This window comes from Flintibacter faecis (genome assembly GCF_014287875.1).
Taxonomy (GTDB): domain Bacteria; phylum Bacillota; class Clostridia; order Oscillospirales; family Oscillospiraceae; genus Lawsonibacter; species Lawsonibacter faecis_A.
Window position 1 is genome coordinate 61,886 of record NZ_JACOPN010000006.1, and the last position, 18,615, is coordinate 80,500.

Here is an 18,615-nt window from a genome sequence, read left to right on the forward strand (position 1 = left end):
GCCATGAGGACCATCCGACTGGCCCGACAGGCGGACGTGGACGACCTGCTGGCCATCTATGCCCCCTATCTGTCCACCACCGTCACCTTTGAATATGTCCTGCCCAGCCGGGAGGAGTTTTCCCGGCGCATCGCCGATGTACAGGCCCGCTTCCCCTATCTGGTGCTGGAGGAGGACGGACAGCCCGTCGGCTATGCCTACGCCCACCCGCTGGGCCAGCGTGCCGCCTATCAGTGGAGCGGGGAACTGTCCATCTACCTCTCCCCCGCCGCCGCAGGGAAGGGCGGCGGGCGGCCTTTGTACCTAGCTCTGATGGAGCTGCTGCGGCTGCAGGGGATGCGCACCGTCTATGGCGTGGTCACCCATCCCAATCCCGCCAGCGAGGCCTTCCACGCCGCCATGGGCTTTCGTCTGCTGGGCACCCAGCACAACTCCGGCTATAAAAACGGCCGGTGGCTGGACGTGGCTCTGTACGAAAAGCCCCTGTCCAACTACCCAGACGCCCCTCCCGTCCCCGTCCCCCTGGACCAACTGCCCCGGGAGACGGTGGAGGAGGTGCTGGCAAAGTATACGCGAATGCTGAATGAAACAAACCGGGGACGGCTCCCGTGATCTGCATCGATCACAGGGGCCGCCCCCTTTCGTATCCCCTGCGTCGGTTCACTCCACCAGCTCCTCCAGCGAGCGCACCGCCGTTGGGTTCCGCTTTTGGGCATTCACATGATCATATCGCTTCAGGGCCAGATTTCTGGCAATGCGGGCGATGAACACGGAAAAGCGCTCCGGTCTCTGGGGCGGGATGGCGTTCCAAAGGCCCAGATAGGTGTCGTTGACACACTCCTCGCTGTCCTCCCGGCTGGACAGGATATTGTGGGCGATGGTATAGCACAGTCCGCCGTATTTGGCCGCCGTCTCATGGATGGCCGCCTCCATGCGCTGCCAATACAGGGCGATGATGTCTCTGTCGTCCATGTTCGCGCTCCTCTCTTCGGTCCCATCCTCTGCTTTCCCTTATTATTATAGTACGGTTTTCCCGGGAACGGTTGCAGAACTGGAGAGATTTTTACTATTCTTATAGAAGCAGCCCTTGAATTCCGGTTTTCTCTTTCTAGAAAAGGTCTGGAATTTTCAGAACAGTTGTGCTAATATAGTAAAAGAGATTTTATGTCATTTATCATCTGTAAGGAGGTACTTATCGTGACCTATCTCATGTCCGCCATTCTCGGCCTGGTCCAGGGAGTGGCTGAATTTCTGCCCATCTCCAGCTCGGGCCATCTCACCCTGCTCCAGCACTTCTTCGGTATGGAGGAGCCGGACCAGCTGCTGAACATCCTGCTCCACTTCGCCACCCTGCTGGCGGTGTGCGTCTATTATTTTCAGGATGTTGTGGGGATGATCCTGGAGTTTTTCCGGGGTATTGCCGAGATATTTTCCCGCCAGCCCGGTAAGGGCGAGCCGCCGGAGACCCGCCGTCTGGTCTTTCTGGTCATCGTGGGCACCCTGCCCCTGTTCCTCATCCTGCCCGTAAAGAAGTATGTGGAGGGCCTGGGCAGCAGCCCCGTGTTCGTCAGCTGCGCCCTGCTGGTCACCGGCTGCATCCTCTTCTTCTCTGACCGGATGGCCAGCGGCAGAAAAACCGCCCGCAGCGCCACGGTAAAAGATGTGCTGCTGGTGGGCGTGGCCCAGGGCATCGCCACCATCCCCGGCCTGTCCCGCTCCGGCTGCACCATCTCCGCCGGCATGGCCCTGGGCTTCCGCCGGGAGTTTGCCGTGCGGTACTCCTTCCTCATGTCTCTGCCCGCCGTATTCGGCGCCACCCTGCTGGAGGTGAAGGACACCCTCAGCGCCGGCTCCGGTATCCCCGACGGGATGCTTGGCAAGTATCTGCTGGGCATGGTCATCGCCGGTGTGGTCGGCTACTTCGCCATTCGCCTGGTGAACCTGCTGGCCAACAAGGGCAAGTTCGGTGCCTTTGCCTATTACTGCTGGATCGCCGGTGTCCTCTTCCTGGTGCTCTCCCTGCTGGGGGTCACCTTTGTCCCCGCCTGAGTATTCTTCCCTCCTCCCCCGCAGCGGGATATCTCTAACCACCTGACGAAAGGAATTGCAGTGCCATGGCAACCAAGAAAAAGAGTTCGGGCGGCAGCCGCACCGCCTCCGGCGGGAGCAGAGCCGCCAGCGGAAGCCGCTCCTCCGGCGGCAAGCGCACCACCGGCAGCGGCAGCAGAGCCTCTTCCTCCCGCTCCGGTCCCGCCAAGCGCCAGACGGCCCCCGCACCCAAGCCCTTCCGCCGGGAGGTGGGCGCCCTGGTCTGTCTGCTGCTGGCCATCTTCGCCGCCTTTGGCTATTTCCACATGAAGGCCCTGTTCATCGACCTGTTCTGCGCCCTGCTGAAGGGGCTGCTGGGCTACGGCTTCTGGCTGATGCCCCCGGCCCTGGTCCTGTGTGCCTATATCCTGGCCTTCCACCGTGGCCGCCCGGTGGCCCTGCGGCTGTGCTGTGCGCTGGCCCTGCCCCTGGCCCTGTCTGTGATGCTCCACGGGCTGCTGGGCCAAGTGCTGCCCTGGGACGCCGCCTTGCTGAAGGCCCTGTGGACCAGCGGCGAGGAATTAAAGTCCGGCGGAGCCCTGGGCGGTCTGCTGGGGCAGGGCTTTGTCAGCCTGTTCACCAAGGTGGGCTGCACCATCGTCTGCGTCCTGTGCGGCTTCTTCCTGGCTCTGGCCGCCTGCAACCGCTCCGTCGTGGACGTGGCCGAGTGGCTATTTGACCGCCCCCAGTACGAGTATGAGCCCAAGCCCGAGCGCCCCCGCCGCCGGGAGGCGCAGCAGGCCCCCGCCCAGGCTGCGGCCTCTTCCTGCCCCTCCCGCCGGGCGGAGGTGGACATCGACATCCCCGTGGACGACGGCCCCCTCGTCGCTCAAAGCCGCCGGAGCGCCCCGCCCCCGGAGAAAAAGAAGAGCTTTTTCGACCGCAAGCCCCGGGTTCCCTCCCCCGACCAGCTGCTGGCCGGCCATCTGGGCCGGGGGCAGACCCAGTCCGATCTCCATCCCGAGCCGGAACACACGCAGCCTGCAGACATGGAGCCCATGGACGAACCCATCCCCGTCACCCCCGAGGAGCTGACCCTGGAGCCGGAGGACGAGCCCGCCTTTCTCTCCCAGCCCATTTACGCCCCCCAGGACCCCGCACCTGCGCCCCAGCCGGAACCGGAGCCTGTGTTTGCCCCGGTCAGCCAGCCTGCGCCCGCAGCGGCGGCGGCTCCCCCCCGGCCCCTGTCTGTCCAGCCCAGCCCCCATGTGCCTGAGCCCTCCGCCCCCCTGCCCGTGCCGGAGGAGCCGGAGACCGTCTCCAAGGGGGAGGTGGCCCAGCAGGCCGCTCAAGTGGCCCAGGACATCCAGGGCAATCTGGGCCAGACCATCCCCCCTTATCAGTACCCCCCTCTGTCCCTGCTGACGGAGGGCCCGGCGGAGATGGGCGGTCAGGCCATGGCTGAGCTCAACGCCAACCGCCAGCGGCTCACCGACACCATCCACTCCTTCGGCATCGACGCCAACATCGTCAACGTCACCCGGGGGCCCTCTGTCACCCGGTATGAGCTGGAGCTGGACCAGGGCGTCCGGCTGAACAAGCTGACCAACCTGGCCGACGACATCGCCCTGTCCCTGGGGGCCACCGGCGTGCGCATCGCCCCCATCCCCGACCAGATCTCTATGGTGGGCATCGAGGTACCCAACAAGGCGGTCACCCCGGTGAACATCCACTCGGTCATCGGCTCCAAGGCCTTCACCGACAGCGCCTCCAAGGTCTCCTTCGCCGTGGGCAAGGACATCGGCGGCAACCCCATCGTGGGCAACATCGCCAAGATGCCCCACCTGCTCATCGCCGGTACCACCGGCTCCGGCAAGTCCGTGTGTACCAACTCCATCATCACCTCCCTGCTGTACAAGGCCACGCCGGAGGAGGTCCGTCTCATCATGGTGGACCCCAAAATGGTGGAGCTGGGCATCTATAACGGCATCCCCCACCTGCTCATCCCCGTGGTCACCGACCCGAAAAAGGCCGCCGGCGCCCTGCAGTGGGCCGTCACCGAGATGATGAAGCGCTACCGTACCTTCTCCGAGGTGGGGGTGCGCAAGCTGGAGGAGTACAACGCCCTGGCCGCCCGCACCGAGGGCATGGAGAAGATGCCCTATATCGTGGTCCTCATCGACGAGCTGGCCGACCTGATGCTGGTGGCCGCCAAGGAGGTGGAGGAATCCATCTGCCGGGTGGCCCAGATGGGCCGTGCCGCCGGGATGCACCTGATCATCGCCACCCAGCGGCCCTCCGCCGACGTGATCACCGGCCTGATGAAGGCCAACATCCCCAGCCGCATCGCCTTCGCCGTGGCCTCCAGTCTGGAGTCCCGCATCATTCTGGACATCACCGGCGCAGAAAAGCTGGTGGGCCGGGGCGATATGCTCTACTTTCCCCTGGGCTCTGGCAAGCCCACCCGGGTGCAGGGCTGCCTGATCTCCGATCAGGAGGTGGCCTCGGTGGTCAACTTTGTAAAGAAGAGCGGCGCAGCCCAGTATGACGACGATGTCATGCGGGAGATCGAGCAGCACGCCGCCGAAAAGGAGAAGGGCAGCAAGGGCGTGGGCGGCTCCGCCCCCGACGACGTAGACGGCGAGTTCGACGAGCTCATTGACGCCGCCGCCGAGGTGGTGGTGGAGACGGGCCAGGCCTCGGTCTCCATGCTCCAGCGGCGGCTGAAGCTGGGCTATGCCCGGGCCGCCCGCCTGGTGGACCAGCTGGAGGAGAAGGGCATCGTGGGCCCCTTCGAGGGCAGCAAGCCCCGCCAGCTGCTGATCACCAAGGAGCAGTGGCAGGAGCTGAAATACCGCCAGGGCGTGGTGAGCGATCCGCCGCCCCAGAGCGAGAGCGCAGCGGTGTCTCCTGCTGCTCCGGCCCCGATGCCCCCCGCTTCCGATCCTCCCCCCTGGTCCGATGCCCCCTCCCCCCTGGACCGCACGGAGGAGGACACGTTATAATTCCAATCCTCCCGGCAAAAAGCCCCTCCTCCTGCCATTGCATTGCGAGGAGGGGCTTTCGCCCCGACATGTTGATCCGTACTTTTGAAGGAGAGAGAGTTTCATGGAGGAATCCGTCCGTCAGCGCAGCATCCGCCTGTTTACTCTGGTCCTGGCCTTTCTGGCCGTGGCCGGGGGATTAGGGGCCAGCATCTTTTCCAACTACTACAGCGAGGTCTATCACATCGACGCCATCCAGCGGGGCTTTCTGGAGATCCCCCGGGAGAGCCCGGGCATCCTATGTATGCTGCTGGTGGCCGTGCTGGCTCCCTTGGGCAACCTGTGGATGTCGGTGGTGGCCCAGGCTCTGGTCCTCATCGGCCTGGTGGTCATGGGCCTGTTCTCCCCCAGCTACGGGGTGATGCTGGCCTTTCTGTTCCTCCACTCCATGGGCATGCACCTGTTCATGCCCCTGAACGACGCCATCTCCATGGACCTGGCAGAGCAGGGAAAAGTGGGCGCTATGATGGGCCGGTTCAAGTCGGTGAATACGGTGGTGACCATGCTGGCCGCCTGCGCCGTGTTCGTGGGCTTTCGGACGGGCATCTTCTCCTTCGCCGCACCGGTGATCCTGCCCTTTGTCATCGCTGCCCTGGCCGCCGGGGCCGCCATCATCCTGCTGACCGTTATGGCCCGGGGTATGGGCAGCCCCAAGGGCCGCACCCACCCCTTCCGCCTGCTGTTCCGGCGGCAGTACACCCCCTATTACCTGGTCACCCTGGCCTATGGCTGCCAGAAGCGCATCAAGATCGTCTTTGCCCCCTGGGTCATCATCCAGCTGCTGGGCAAGGGGGCGGACACGGTGGCCCTGCTGTCCATCGCCACCTACTTCGTGGGCAGCTGGTTTGCCCCTCTGCTGGGGCGGATGCTGGACAAGCTGGGCACCCGGAAAATGCTGTGGCTGGAGTCGGGCTATATCCTGGCCTCCTTCACCCTGATGGGCGTGCTGGCGGGGATGCTGTCCTCCGGGGCACTGGCCGCTGACGGCTGGCAGTGCTGGCTGGTGTACGCCGCCTATGTGCTGTGCATCCTGTTCGAGCAGTTCAACATGGTCCACTCCTTTCTGATGCGCTCCATCGCCCTGGACCCGGAGGAGGTGACGGAGACCCTGTCCGTGGGGCTCAGCGTGGACCACATCATGGCCATCTCCGTCTCCCCCGTCATGGGCATCATCTGGGCCAAGTTCGGCGTGTCCTATGTGTTCTATCTGGCCGCCCTGTCCTGCGTGCTGCAGCTGGCGGCAGCGCATTTGGTGGGGAGAAAAAATCCATCGAAACCCGTCCCACGATAAAATATTTTGCCCTCCGCCAAAAGGATAAAAGCCCCCCGCCAGGAGATACTGGAAGTACAGTATCACAGGCGGGGGGCTTTGTTTTATGCAACACAAGGTAGAGATATGCGGGGTGAACACCGCCAAGCTGAAGGTGTTGAAAAACGAGGAGACCCAGGCCCTGCTCCTGCGGGCCAAGGCGGGGGACGCACAGGCCCGGGATGAGCTGATCGCCGGGAATCTGCGTCTGGTGCTGTCCGTCATCCAGCGCTTTGCCAACCGGGGGGAGAATCTGGACGACCTGTTCCAGGTGGGCTGCATCGGGCTGATAAAAGCCATAGACAACTTCAACACCGACCTGGACGTGCGGTTTTCCACATATGGAGTACCCATGATCCTGGGCGAGGTGCGGCGATATTTGCGGGACAACAGCGCCCTGCGGGTGTCCCGGGCCATGCGGGACACGGCCTATAAAGTTCTCCAGGCCAAGGACGCCTTTATGGCCCAGCACCAGCGGGAACCCACCGTGGATGAGATCGCCGCCGTTCTGGGTATCCGCCGGGAGGACATCGTCTTTGCCCTGGATGCCATTGTGGACCCCGTGTCCCTGTACGAGCCGGTGTACTCTGACAACGGGGACACTCTGTGCGTCATGGACCAGGTGAAGGACAGCAAGAACACCGACGAGATGTGGGTGGAACGCATCGCCCTGGGCCAGGCGGTGTCCCGGCTCAGCGACCGGGAGCGGAAAATACTGGCTCTGCGGTTTTTTCAGGGCAAGACCCAGATGGAGGTCTCCGCCGAGATCGGTATCTCCCAGGCCCAGGTGTCCCGGTTGGAGAAGAACGCGCTGCGGCAGATCAGAAAAGAGATGTGACCGGCCTTCCCCCTGTGTGGGAGAAGGCTAAATTTTACCCCAATTCTCTCCAATTTATCTCGTCCAGCAGCTTCACGCCCATCTCTGCCAGCCGGCGGGCGGCGCAGCCCTGACCGGGGATGAGTTTTTTGGAAAAGCTGCCGTCATACACCTGTCTGCCCCCGCAGGAGGGGGACTTGGCCTTTAAGACGGCCACGGTGCAGCCGTGTTCTTGGGCCAGTCTGGCCGCCAGCTCCGCCCCCGCCTGATATTGGGCGGTGACCTCTTTCCCCTCCTGGTTCACCACCCGGCCGTCGCTTTGAAGCTCCGCCGGGGGGCGGGGGGTGGGCAGACCGCCGTCCACCTCCGGGCAGATCGGGATCAGGGTGTGTCCCGCCCGGGTCAGGGCCTCCTCCAAATCGGGGACGGGGACGCTTTTCCCGTCATACCGGCAGGGTACGCCCAGCAGACATCGGCTGATGAGAATGTTCATGGTCGGCTCCTTCCTTCTCTTAAAAAAGAACTTCCAAGTTCATTTTGTGTTTCCTAGACGACCAAAGCCCTGTATTCCCCGCCCCCTGCGGGGGCGGGGAATACGAAAAAGAATTGGGAGAAACAGAAAAGCGGCCCGCCGGGACAGGCGGACCGCTGTTTGTCTGAAATAAGCCTTTGGCGCTTTAGTGGGTCAGATAATACTTCACCAGCGTCTGCAGCAGCTCGTCCCGGTCCACCCTGCGGATCAGGGCCCGGGCATTGTTGTGGTTTGTAATGTAGGTGGGGTCCTCAGACAGGATGTACCCGACGATCTGGTTGATGGGATTATAGCCCTTCTCCTGTAAGGCCTGATAGACCGTGGACAAGATCGCCTTGATCTCCATGTCCCGCTGGTCGCCCAGACTGAACTTTCGGGTCAGGTCCAACTCTTCCATTTGGAACACCTCCTGTAACAACAACTGTGATTAGTTTACTCCAAATTTCCCCGTCTGTAAAGGGGGCGGGAAGAAATTAAAGGAAATTTAAACAAAGTTCCCTCCGGTCATTCGGCCGACACTACTTTTGCGCACGCGGCCCGTCATCATCATTGCGTTCACCACAAGCGGAACCCGATCTGACGGCGTACAGGCAGAATTCTCATGCAGTTTCACCCGCCGATCCTTTGTGGTTTCGTCGCAGCAGGGATAATTTTCTCCCTTCCGGGCAAGCTAATCCCGCAATGCTTGGGCGAGGTGGTGCTCTATGACGGAAAAGAAGCTGGGCGGACAGACCGCCGCCCTGGCCTGTCCCCCGGTGCTGGCGGGCTGGGCCAATGTGGTGGGCCAAAAGGAGGGGGCGGGCCCCCTTGGGCCCTATTTCGATGTGGTAGCCCAGGACGACTCCCTGGGCCAGCCCTCCTGGGAACGGGCAGAGCGGCTGATGCAGCAGCAGGCCCTCTCCCTGGCTCTAGACCGGGCGGGCCCCGGTGCGCCCCAGCCCGACTGGCTGTTTGCCGGGGACCTGCTGAACCAGTGCATCGGCGCATCCTATGCCGCCCGGGCCCACGGGCTGCCCTATTTCGGGCTGTACGGGGCCTGCTCCACCCTGGGGGAGGGCCTGTGTCTGGCGGCCATGACCCTGGACGGCGGCTTTGGCGCTCGGGCGGGGGTGGTGGTCTCCTCCCACTTCTGCACCGCCGAGCGGCAGTACCGCACCCCCTTGGAATACGGCGGCCAGCGCACCCCCACCGCCCAGTGGACGGCCACCGCCGCCGGGGCGGTGATCCTGTCCCGCTCCGGCAGAGGGCCTAAGATCACCCACGTCACCGTGGGCCGGGTCATCGACCTGGGGGTGACCGATGCCAACAACATGGGGGCAGCCATGGCCCCCGCCGCCTGCGACACCATCGCCGCCCACCTCCGGGACACGGGCCGCAGCCCCGGTTTCTATGACCTCATTGTCACCGGGGACCTGGGGCGGCTGGGCAGTCAGCTGCTGCTGGAGCTGCTGGAACGCCGGGGCATCGTCCTGGAAAACCACGCAGACTGCGGCTGTCTGCTCTTCGACCAAAAGAGCCAGGACGTCCACTGCGGCGGCTCGGGCTGTGGCTGCTCCGCCGCAGTGTTCACTGGCTATCTCCTCACCGGACTGACGGAGGGGCGGTGGAACAATCTGCTCTTCTGCCCCACCGGGGCCCTCCACTCCCCCGTGGCCACCGCCCAGGGGGAGTCCATCCCCGGCATCTGCCACGCCGTGGCCCTGACCGCCCCGGAGGGGGTCTAGCACATTGTCATTGCGAGGAAGGGCGCAGCCCTGACGTGGCAATCCGTACCCCCGTCATGGAGAAACGGATTCCCACGTCGCTGCGCTCCTCGGAATGACAAGATTCGTTGCCCTGTGATATCGATTTGAAGGGATGTCATCTTCATGGAATATATTCGTGCCTTTCTGCTGGGCGGGCTGCTGTGCGCCCTGGGGCAGATCTTGATCGACCGCACCGCCCTCACCCCCGCCAAGATCCTCACCGGCTATGTCACCGCCGGGGTGCTGCTCAGCGCCCTGGGGGTCTATCAGCCCCTGGTGGATTGGGGCGGGGCCGGGGCCACCGTCCCCCTCACCGGCTTTGGCCATCTGCTGGCCCGGGGGGTGCGGAAGGCGGTGGCGGAGCAGGGCCTGCTGGGGGTTCTCACCGGCGGCATCACTGCAGCCGCAGGAGGCATTACCGCAGCCATCTTCTTTGGTTTTTTTGTTGCTGCGATATTCAAAAGTAAGCCGAAGGGGTAAGAATTGGCCGCTGCCCTGGCATCAGGGCAGCGGCCTTGCCTTGTATTATTTTTCGTCCATGCAGAACATGGGCCTGGCCTGGTCAAACAGGTCCACCATGCCGCAGTAGTTCAAAATAGCGTATTGGTCCAGCCAGTCCTGCTGCCGGTCGCTCAGCTCCTTCTTGGACAGGAACACCCCGTCCTTTGAGACAAAGCCCACGGGGGTGACGACGGGCAGTTCCGCATACATCTGGTCCAAAAAGTTCATATAGCCCGTCAGGGGCAGCCCGGCCAGCTTGGCGGTGAGCACCCCCAGATAGTTGGGGCTGATGACCACGTCCTCGGTCTGCAGCTCCTCCGCCCCGCTCAGGTCGTAGTTGGTCCAGATGAAGAAGGGCACCGCATACTGCTGCATCACCTCTTCCGTGGTCCGCTGGTCCAGGGACTTGCCATACAGCCGCTCGTAAAAGGCATTTTTCAGGGGGGGCTGGTGGTCGCCGAAGAAGACGATCATGGTGGGCTCGTCGCACCGGCTGTAATAGCCGATCAGCTCCCGCAGGGCGTTGTCCGTCTGGCGGGCCAGGGCGAAATACTGCTCGGCGTTGCTGTCTGCCAGCTTCAGGCTGTCTGGCAGAGAGATGGTCCGCTCCAGGTTGTTCCACCCCTGGGCATAGCCGCTGTGGTTCTGCATGGTCACGTTGAAGAAGAAGGACTTCACCTGCTGCTGGGTGGTCTGGAAGATGGTCTGAAAGTCGCACGCGTCGGAGATATAGTGGCGGATATACTGGGGGTCCGTCACGTCCTCCTCATACATCTGGTTGTCAAAGGCCAGGTCGTGATAGGCCACAGGCCGGTTCCAGCCGGAGGACTTATAGGGGTGGAAGGCGGTGGTCTCATACCCCTGGCTCCCCGCCAGGGCGGCCAGGGAGGGCATCCCCTCGTCCACATACAGCTGATAGGCCACGGTGTGGGGGGGCTGGAAGTAGGTGGAGAAGCCGGTGAGATATTCAAACTCCACGCTGGCCGTGCCCCCGCCGGTGACGGGGGAGTACATCCAGCCCTTGATCGTGTTTTTCTTCAAGGAGTGAAGGAAGGGCGTGGGGTCCTCTGAGGACTCAAAGCCGTCGAAGATGGTAAAGTCGGCAAAGGACTCGTCCATAATGCCGATGATGTTCACCGGATGGGTGACGCTGTCGTCCCCCGCCACGGTGGGGTACTGCTCCATCAGATCCAGCACCGCCTGCTTGGAATAATCCCGAGGCTTGTCCACCGAGCTGTACCGCAGGGCCACGGTGAAGTTCAGCAGAAAGCCGTTGCGCTGGGTGACCCACTGCTGGGTGTAGATGTCCAGGGCGGGCAGCATCCCGGTGAAGAAAAAGGCGTAGGTATAGCCCAGGATGGCCGCCCACAGGGGGATGGACGCTGCCAGGGGCAGCCTGGCCCGCTTCCGCTGGGGGGCACACATCCACAGCAGAAACAGATAGCCCACCAGCAGAATGGCCGCCTGGACGATGTACTGGTCCATGGAATAGTCAAAGCCGTCGGCCACGTTGGCCGCCGTCTGCCACCCAGCCACGTCGGCAGGGAACAGAATGCGCCCGCGAAAGCGCAGGATATAGTGGTTCAGCAGCCCCACCAGAAAGGACAGGACCGCCGACAGAGCTGCCGCCCGGCGCAGCCGGCCCAGGATCAGACGGCAGACAAAGAACAGGGCATAGTACCAGATCAGGTTCATGGCCACCTGCCAGACATCCAGGTCCTGGAATACATCGTTCTGGTTGAGCACCTCCACCATCCACAGGCACAGCCAGGGGCCCAGCAGGAACACCAACCGGGCCAGATACCGGTCCAGATGCTCCCCAACGTCCCGCCGCAGCCATTGCAGGGGGTGTTTTCTTTCTTTTTGTATCATGGTTTCCTCCTAGAGATCAGGGCCCCCAGGCCCGGGTTCATATGTAATAGCATACCGCGCCGGCGAAAAAAAGCAAGAGGGCAGGGAAATTTTTCTGCTGCCCGTCTCAGCAATATACATATTTTTCTGTATATTCATTTTGTGTTCTTTTCCCTTTCTCCGGCCCTGATTTTCCCGTATCACGAAAAAATCCCTGTTTTTCCGGGTTATTTTTCCGGGTTATTTGTATATTTATCTATTGACTGTGCATAGGCTGCTGGGGTATACTCAAGCTAACGCCCTGGGGTCCGCCCCGGGGAAATAAGAAAGGAAGATCCCATTACTATGAAAAAGATTCTTGCAATGGCCATGGCTGTTGTCATGGCGCTGGGCCTGTCCGCCTGCGGCGGCAGCAATTCCGCTGCCTCCAGCTCTGCCGCCGGTTCCGTCTCCGGTTCTGCCAGCGGCTCTGTCAGCAACGGCGACCCGGCCTTTACCACCGTCACCCCCGGCAAGCTGACCATGTCCACCAACGCCTCCTTCCCTCCCTATGAGATGGTGGCCGACGACGGCTCCTTCGAGGGCATCGACATTGAGGTGGCCGGCGCCATCGCCGAGAAGCTGGGCCTGGAGCTTCAGGTGGACGACATGGGCTTCGATGCCGCCCTGCAGGCCGCTCAGACCGGCAAGAGCGACATGGTCATGGCCGGCGTCACCGTCACCGAGGAGCGCCAGGCCGTGATGGACTTCTCCAACAGCTATGCCAACGGCGTGCAGGTGGTCATCGTGAAGGAGGGCTCCCCCATTCAGACCGTGGACGACCTGGCCAACGCCAACATGATCGGCTGCCAGATGGGCACCACCGGCTACATCTACTGCTCCGACACCCCCGAGAACGGCGGCTTCGGCGAGGACCACGTCACCCCCTATGACGACGGCGCCGCCGCTGTCCAGGCCCTGATGAACGGCCAGATCGATGCCGTGGTCATCGACAACATGCCCGCTCAGGAGTATGTGGCCGCTAATCCCGGCCTGAAGATCCTGGACGGCGAGTTCACCAACGAGGACTACGCCATCGGCGTGGCCAAGGGCAACACCGCTCTGCTGGATGCCATCAACGGCGCGCTGGAGGAGCTGACCAACGACGGCACCATCCAGTCCATCGTGGACAAGTACATCTCCGCGAATTAAATCTGTCGCGGCTTGCAGAAAAAGGGCGGCGCTGTGCCGCCCTTTTTCCCTATGAGAACAAACAGAAAGGAGCATGTCTGTGAACCTGGCGGAACTGTATTCCTCCCTGAACCAGCGCATCATGGGGGGAGAGACGCTCCCCTTTGCGGAAAAGACCTTTGTAGGCTTTTACAAGGCCTTTGTGGACGGGGGCCGCTGGCAGCTGTATATCGACGGCGTGCTGAACACCCTGCGTATCACCGCCATGGCCCTGATCCTGGGCGTGATCCTGGGCATTTTGGTGGCTGTGGTCCGCACTGCCCACGACCAGCAGCGCCCCGGCCGCAAGAACCCTGTCCTGGGTCTGCTCAACACCGTCTGCCAAGTGTATACCACCATTATCCGGGGCACCCCCATGATGGTCCAGCTGCTGATCATGGGCTTTGTCATCTTCAGCAAGAGCCGGGAGTTCACCCTGGTGGGCACCCTGACCCTGGGCATCAACTCCGGGGCCTATGTCGCCGAGATCTTCCGGGGCGGTCTGATGAGCGTGGACTCCGGCCAGAACGAGGCCGGGCGTTCCCTAGGGCTGAACTATCTGGACACCATGCGCTTTATCGTGGTGCCCCAAGCCTTTAAGAACGTGCTGCCCGCCCTGGGCAACGAGTTCATCACCCTGTTCAAGGACACCGCCCTCATCAACATCATCGGCGGCAAAGAGCTGGTCTATGCGGCCAAGGCCGTGGGCAGCAAGACCTATGATGTGATGTATCCCTATCTCGGCATCGCCGTCATCTACCTGGTCATGGTGATGCTGCTCACCTGGCTCCAGGGCAAGCTGGAAAGGAGGCTGCGTCAAAGTGATCGACGTTAAACATCTGTCCAAGTCCTTCGGCGACCACCTGGTACTGGACGACATCTCCGAGCACATCGCCCCCGGCGAAAAGGTGGTAGTGCTGGGCCCCTCCGGCTCCGGCAAGTCCACCTTTCTCCGCTGCCTGAATCTGCTGGAGACCCCCACCAAGGGCACCATCACCTTCCAGGGCACCGAGATCACCGACCCCAAGGCGGACATCAACAAGATCCGCCAGCAGATGGGCATGGTGTTCCAGCACTTCAATCTGTTCCCTAACATGACCATCCGCAGGAACATCACCCTGGCCCCGGTGCGCACCGGTCTGATGGCCCAGGCCCAGGCCGATGACCTGGCCACCACCCTGCTGCGGCGGGTGGGGCTGGAGGAGAAGGCGGACGCCTATCCCAACCAGCTCTCCGGCGGCCAAAAACAGCGCATCGCCATCGTCCGGGCCCTGGCCATGCAGCCCAAGGTGATGCTGTTTGACGAGCCCACCTCCGCCCTGGACCCCGAGATGGTGGGCGAGGTGCTGGAGGTCATGAAGCAGCTGGCCGATGAGGGCATGACCATGGTGGTGGTCACCCACGAGATGGGCTTTGCCCGGGAGGTGGGCAGCCGGGTCCTGTTTATGGACGGCGGCCATATCCTGGAGCAGAACACCCCCAAGGAGTTCTTCGACCACCCCCAGAACGCCCGTACCCAGCTGTTTTTGTCCAAGGTCCTGTAAAGCTTCCAAACGAAAAAACGTCCTGCCGCAAAGCCTTTTGGCCCCTGCGGCAGGACGTTTTTGCGATTCTCTGTTAATAGTTTTCCGCTCTCAGCTGGAAGTAGGACTGGGGATGGGCACAGACGGGGCAGACCTCGGGGGCCTGCTTGCCCACCACAATGTGGCCGCAGTTGCTGCACTGCCACACCATGTCCCCCTCCCGGGAGAAGACCAGGCCGTTCTCCACGTTGGAGAGCAGCTTGCGATAGCGCTCCTCGTGCTCCTTCTCGATCTGGCCCACCTGTTGGAACAGGTCGGCAATGTGGTCAAAGCCCTCCTCCCGGGCCTCCTGGGCCATGTGGGCATACATGTCAGTCCACTCGTAGTTCTCCCCCTCGGCGGCGGACTTCAGGTTCTCCTCGGTGGAGCCGATACCGTTTAGCAGCTTGAACCAAATTTTCGCGTGCTCCTTCTCGTTGGCAGCCGTCTCCTCAAACAGCTTGGCGATCTGGACATAGCCGTCCTTTCTGGCCTTAGAGGCAAAGTAGTCATACTTGGTGCGGGCCTGGGTCTCCCCAGCAAAGGCGGTGCGTAGGTTCTGCTCAGTCTTGCTCCCTTTCAATTCAGGCATCTTGTTTTCCTCCTTATTTCTACTAACAAGAATTATTCTTACTTGTAGTCTTAATATACGCCTTTTATTCTACCCTGTCAAGCGGTATTTCAGCAGAAATTTTCTCTGTCACCCAAACACCACGCCCACCGCCCAGGCGGAGGCCAGAAAGCCCGCCGCATCGGCGCACAGGGCGGCCGGAAGGGCATATCGTGTGCGGGTGATGCCCGCGGCGCTGAAATAGACGGCGATGGTGTAAAACGTGGTCTCGGTGGAGCCCAGCATCACCGCCGCCATCCGCCCCAGGTCAGAGTCCGGGCCATAGGTGTTTATCAGGTCGGCCCCCACACCCAGGGCCGCCGAACCGCTGATGGGCCGCACCAGCATCAGGGGCAGCAGCTCCGGCGGCAGCCCCAGCCGCCCCAGAACCGGGGACAGCCAGCTTGCCAGCGCCTGCAGCAGGCCGGATGCCCGAACCATGGACACCGCCGTGAGCAGGCAGATCAGGGCCGGGGCGATGCGGGTCAGTGTCTCCAGCCCCTGCCCCGCTCCCTGGACCAGGGCCCCGTATACATCCACCCGGCGGAGGGTCCCGTACAGGGCCGTCCCCGCCAAAACACAGGGGACCAACAGCTGGGTCATCAGCGTCACGCCCTCACCTCCCCCGCCACAGCCGGGAGAGCAGCCTGCAGGCCCATATCCCCGCCGTTACCGACAGGGCGGAGGCCAGCCACACCGCCGGCAGAATGTCGAAGGGACTCCGGCACCCCGCCGCCGCCCGCACTGCGGCCACCGTGGTGGGCAACAGCTGGATGGACGCGGTGTTGCACACCACCAGCAGGCATAGCTCATCGCTGGCCACGCCGGGACTTTTCCGGCTCATGCCCTTGGCGGCCTGGATACCCAGCGGAGTGGCCGCATTCCCCAGGCCCAGCAGATTGGCGGACACGTTGGCCGACAGGCTGTCCATCACCGCCCCGTCCTTCGACGCATCGGGGAACAGCCGCCCCAGCACCGGGCGCAGCAGACGGGACAGCCCGCCGGCCAGCCCGGACTGGCGCATGACCTCCATCACCCCCGTCCACAGGCACAGCATTCCGGCCATAGACAGACACAGCTCCACCGCGTCTCTGGCCCCCGTCACCGCCGCCGCCGCCACCGCCTCTCCCCGGCCCCCAGCTATTCCAAATAGTATGGATGCCGCCGTCATCCCAGTCCACAAAATCGACATAACCACGCTGTCTGCCCCCTTTTTTCCACTATATGCCGTATAATCCGGTGTTATACCAGAACGTATGTTTTGTTTCATAAAATTTTCTTCATTCTTTCAATAAAATGTAATGAAAACAGTTGACAGTTTTCCCCTTTTTCGCTAAAATGTCAATGTTGACAAAATGACGACAACTCGCTTACATAGGTCACGAAAAGAGAAAGGATTTGGTGGTATGAAATCTACCGGTATCGTGCGTAAGGTGGACGAGCTGGGACGCATCGTGCTCCCCATCGAGCTCCGCCGCACCCTGGACATTGCAGAGAAGGACTGTCTGGAGATCTACATGGACGGCGAGTCCATCGTGCTGAAGAAGTATCAGCCCGCCTGCATCTTCTGCGATGAGGCCGACGGCATCACCGTCTTCCATGGGAAGAACATCTGCGCCGGCTGCATGAAGGCCCTGCGCGAGGGCAAGCTGTAAGCTGACCCTCAAAAGACCGCAAAAAGTCCCCACGCCGAGATTTGGGATCTTCGGCATGGGGACTTTTCTCTTTCTTGTGCATGTATCTGGTGCTTATTTGCCCACCACAGCGTCATACAGCTGGTTTCTGGACAGTCCCAGGGTCTTGGCCGCCTGCTTCACCGCGTCCCGCTGAGAGGTCCCCTGGGCTATCAGCTCCTCCACCAGGGCCTGTCCGTCCTCCAGGGTGGCCTCTTCCTCCCGCTTGGGGGGCGCCCCCCGGACCACCAGGACAAACTCCCCCTTGGGCGGGTTCTCCCGGTAGTATTCCTCCGCCTGGCCCAGGGTGGTGCGGCGGATCTCCTCGTGGAGCTTGGTCAGCTCCCGGCACAGGGACACGGGCCGGTCCGCTCCAAAGGTTTGGCACAGGTCCTTCAGGGTGGCCTGGAGCTTGTGCGGGGCCTCGTAAAAGATCATGGTCCGCTCCTCCTCCCGCAGGGCATCCAGGTGGGTCCGGCGGTTTTTCTTGTTCATGGCCAAAAAGCCCTCGAACGTAAACCGCCCGGTGGGCTGGCCGGAGGCGGCCAGGGCCGTGACCAGGGCGCAGGGGCCGGGGATGGTCACCACCGGGATACTCTGCTGGGCACACCGGGCCACCAACTCCTCGCCGGGGTCAGAGATGGCGGGCATCCCTGCGTCGGTGACCAGGGCGCAGTTCTCCCCCGCCAGCAGCCGGTCGATCACCGCCTGTCCCCCCGTCTCGGTGTTATGCCGGTGATAGGTCACCATGGGCTTTTTCAGCCCCAGGTGGTTGAGCAGCTTGATGGACACCCGGGTGTCCTCCGCCGCGATAAAGTCCGCCTGTTCCAGCGTCTGGGCCATACGCTGGGAGATGTCCCCCAGATTGCCGATGGGGGTTGGGACCAGATAGAGTGTACCTGCCATGATATGCTCCTTTCGCCCGCCAAACAAAACAGCAGACGTTGTTTTTCATTTATTATAGCACAGGCCGCCCCGGTTGTGGTATATTCTTTTCACGGACCACGCAAGGAGGCGGCAAATATGCACATTGAATACTTGGACCCCTATACCCTCTCCTGGCCGGAGGGGGTGTTCCCCCTGGGGAGCGACGCCCTGGCTTTGGGGGAGTTTGCCACGGTACGCCGGGGCTGGCGGGTGTGCGACCTGGGCACGGGCAGCGGGGCGCTGCTCCTTCTGCTGGCCCGGCGGGCACCCGACCTGGCCCTCTCCGCCGTGGAGCGGGACCCCCTGGCCGCCCAGACCGCCCGGGACAACCTGGCCCAAAACAGCCTGACGGGGACGGTGGTCACCGGGGACCTGCGGGACAGGCTCCTCCCGGCGGGGCAGTTTGACCTGGTGGTGTCCAATCCGCCTTATTTTCCGGTGAACGCCGGGGGCAGCGGCGGCCCGGAGCGCAGCGAGGCGTTCTGCACCCTGGAGCAGCTGTGCGCCGCCGCCGGATACCTGGTGAAAAACGGGGGCCGCTTCGCTCTGTGTCACCGGCCGGAGCGGTTGGCCGACCTGCTCTGTTCCCTCCGGGCCCACGGCCTGGAGCCCAAGCGCCTGACCCTTCTCTCCCACAGTCCAAACCACGCCCCCTCCCTCCTGCTGGTCGAGGCGGTGAAACAGGGCAAGCCGGGGGTGAAAGTGGAGACGCGCCTTCGCGTGAGAGATGAGTGATGAGTTAGGAGTGATAAGCTGCAACTCCTATCTCATCACTCCTAACTCCTACCTCAAAAGAGCCGCCCCCAG

General features: G+C 62.6%; 20 protein-coding genes. 12 read left to right on the forward strand and 8 right to left on the reverse strand.

Annotation, left to right across the window (positions count from 1 at the left end):
• Positions 1–3 precede the first annotated feature (3 nt).
• Positions 4–612: a GNAT family N-acetyltransferase gene (locus H8S55_RS09310; RefSeq protein WP_186878749.1), complete on the forward strand. Its 609-nt coding sequence runs from the start codon at positions 4–6 to the stop codon at positions 610–612.
• Between the two features lie 48 nt (positions 613–660).
• Here the strand turns inward: H8S55_RS09310 and H8S55_RS09315 are convergent, their stop codons facing one another.
• On the reverse strand, positions 661–972 hold the full coding sequence (locus tag H8S55_RS09315) for an RNA polymerase sigma factor (protein ID WP_186878750.1): 312 nt from the start codon (positions 970–972) through the stop codon (positions 661–663).
• A 225-nt stretch (positions 973–1,197) separates the two neighbouring features.
• Here H8S55_RS09315 and H8S55_RS09320 point away from each other — a divergent pair, with 225 nt between their 5' ends.
• The 4 genes from H8S55_RS09320 (at position 1,198) to sigG (ending at position 7,219) form a co-directional block, all read left to right on the forward strand.
• Entirely contained in the window at positions 1,198–2,049 is an 852-nt protein-coding gene (locus H8S55_RS09320) for an undecaprenyl-diphosphate phosphatase (RefSeq protein WP_366467743.1), read from the forward strand.
• 65 nt (positions 2,050–2,114) lie between these two features.
• Positions 2,115–5,033, forward strand: a complete 2,919-nt coding sequence (locus H8S55_RS09325; protein ID WP_186878751.1) for an FtsK/SpoIIIE family DNA translocase — start codon at positions 2,115–2,117, stop codon at positions 5,031–5,033.
• 103 nt (positions 5,034–5,136) lie between these two features.
• Entirely contained in the window at positions 5,137–6,363 is a 1,227-nt protein-coding gene (locus tag H8S55_RS09330) for an MFS transporter (protein ID WP_186878752.1), read from the forward strand.
• 85 nt (positions 6,364–6,448) lie between these two features.
• On the forward strand, positions 6,449–7,219 hold the full coding sequence (gene sigG, locus H8S55_RS09335) for an RNA polymerase sporulation sigma factor SigG (RefSeq protein ID WP_147562930.1): 771 nt from the start codon (positions 6,449–6,451) through the stop codon (positions 7,217–7,219).
• A 34-nt stretch (positions 7,220–7,253) separates the two neighbouring features.
• Here the strand turns inward: sigG and H8S55_RS09340 are convergent, their stop codons facing one another.
• Together H8S55_RS09340 and H8S55_RS09345 are read right to left on the reverse strand one after the other, a co-directional pair.
• Positions 7,254–7,691: a 2-thiouracil desulfurase family protein gene (locus tag H8S55_RS09340; RefSeq protein ID WP_186878753.1), complete on the reverse strand. Its 438-nt coding sequence runs from the start codon at positions 7,689–7,691 to the stop codon at positions 7,254–7,256.
• Positions 7,692–7,875: 184 nt separating this feature from the next.
• Entirely contained in the window at positions 7,876–8,127 is a 252-nt protein-coding gene (locus H8S55_RS09345) for an IreB family regulatory phosphoprotein (RefSeq protein ID WP_147562932.1), read from the reverse strand.
• A gap of 307 nt (positions 8,128–8,434) precedes the next feature.
• On the opposite strand from H8S55_RS09345, the gene H8S55_RS09350 reads away from it, so the two are divergent.
• Positions 8,435–9,454, forward strand: coding sequence for a stage V sporulation protein AD (locus tag H8S55_RS09350; protein WP_186878754.1), 1,020 nt, complete (start codon positions 8,435–8,437; stop codon positions 9,452–9,454).
• A 144-nt stretch (positions 9,455–9,598) separates the two neighbouring features.
• A complete protein-coding gene (gene spoVAE / locus H8S55_RS09355; protein ID WP_186878755.1) occupies positions 9,599–9,955 on the forward strand; it encodes a stage V sporulation protein AE in 357 nt (118 codons plus the stop codon).
• 45 nt (positions 9,956–10,000) lie between these two features.
• On the opposite strand, the gene H8S55_RS09360 is transcribed toward spoVAE, so the two are convergent.
• Positions 10,001–11,848: an LTA synthase family protein gene (locus H8S55_RS09360; RefSeq protein ID WP_186878756.1), complete on the reverse strand. Its 1,848-nt coding sequence runs from the start codon at positions 11,846–11,848 to the stop codon at positions 10,001–10,003.
• Positions 11,849–12,172: 324 nt separating this feature from the next.
• Here H8S55_RS09360 and H8S55_RS09365 point away from each other — a divergent pair, with 324 nt between their 5' ends.
• The 3 genes from H8S55_RS09365 to H8S55_RS09375 all read left to right on the forward strand — a co-directional run bounded on the left by H8S55_RS09365 (position 12,173) and on the right by H8S55_RS09375 (position 14,580).
• A complete protein-coding gene (locus tag H8S55_RS09365) occupies positions 12,173–13,018 on the forward strand; it encodes a transporter substrate-binding domain-containing protein (protein WP_186878757.1) in 846 nt (281 codons plus the stop codon).
• A gap of 121 nt (positions 13,019–13,139) precedes the next feature.
• The gene (locus H8S55_RS09370) at positions 13,140–13,871 is read left to right on the forward strand and encodes an amino acid ABC transporter permease (RefSeq protein WP_186878863.1); all 732 of its coding nucleotides are present in this window, start codon (positions 13,140–13,142) and stop codon (positions 13,869–13,871) included.
• Positions 13,858–14,580 carry an amino acid ABC transporter ATP-binding protein gene (locus tag H8S55_RS09375; RefSeq protein ID WP_186878758.1) on the forward strand — a complete coding sequence of 241 codons (723 nt, stop codon included), beginning with the start codon at positions 13,858–13,860 and terminating at the stop codon, positions 14,578–14,580. The genes H8S55_RS09370 and H8S55_RS09375 overlap by 14 nt, the downstream gene beginning before the upstream one ends.
• A 73-nt stretch (positions 14,581–14,653) precedes the next feature.
• Here the strand turns inward: H8S55_RS09375 and rbr are convergent, their stop codons facing one another.
• The 3 genes from rbr to H8S55_RS09390 all read right to left on the reverse strand — a co-directional run bounded on the left by rbr (position 14,654) and on the right by H8S55_RS09390 (position 16,400).
• Positions 14,654–15,190, reverse strand: coding sequence for a rubrerythrin (gene rbr / locus H8S55_RS09380; protein ID WP_186878759.1), 537 nt, complete (start codon positions 15,188–15,190; stop codon positions 14,654–14,656).
• Between the two features lie 108 nt (positions 15,191–15,298).
• The gene (locus H8S55_RS09385) at positions 15,299–15,811 is read right to left on the reverse strand and encodes a spore maturation protein (RefSeq protein ID WP_147562979.1); all 513 of its coding nucleotides are present in this window, start codon (positions 15,809–15,811) and stop codon (positions 15,299–15,301) included.
• A gap of 13 nt (positions 15,812–15,824) precedes the next feature.
• Positions 15,825–16,400: a nucleoside recognition domain-containing protein gene (locus H8S55_RS09390; RefSeq protein WP_207721822.1), complete on the reverse strand. Its 576-nt coding sequence runs from the start codon at positions 16,398–16,400 to the stop codon at positions 15,825–15,827.
• Positions 16,401–16,614: 214 nt separating this feature from the next.
• On the opposite strand from H8S55_RS09390, the gene H8S55_RS09395 reads away from it, so the two are divergent.
• Entirely contained in the window at positions 16,615–16,863 is a 249-nt protein-coding gene (locus tag H8S55_RS09395) for an AbrB/MazE/SpoVT family DNA-binding domain-containing protein (RefSeq protein ID WP_147562940.1), read from the forward strand.
• Between the two features lie 93 nt (positions 16,864–16,956).
• Here the strand turns inward: H8S55_RS09395 and rsmI are convergent, their stop codons facing one another.
• Positions 16,957–17,787: a 16S rRNA (cytidine(1402)-2'-O)-methyltransferase gene (gene rsmI, locus H8S55_RS09400; RefSeq protein ID WP_186878761.1), complete on the reverse strand. Its 831-nt coding sequence runs from the start codon at positions 17,785–17,787 to the stop codon at positions 16,957–16,959.
• 117 nt (positions 17,788–17,904) lie between these two features.
• On the opposite strand from rsmI, the gene H8S55_RS09405 reads away from it, so the two are divergent.
• On the forward strand, positions 17,905–18,543 hold the full coding sequence (locus tag H8S55_RS09405; protein WP_186878762.1) for a tRNA1(Val) (adenine(37)-N6)-methyltransferase: 639 nt from the start codon (positions 17,905–17,907) through the stop codon (positions 18,541–18,543).
• Positions 18,544–18,615 lie beyond the last annotated feature (72 nt).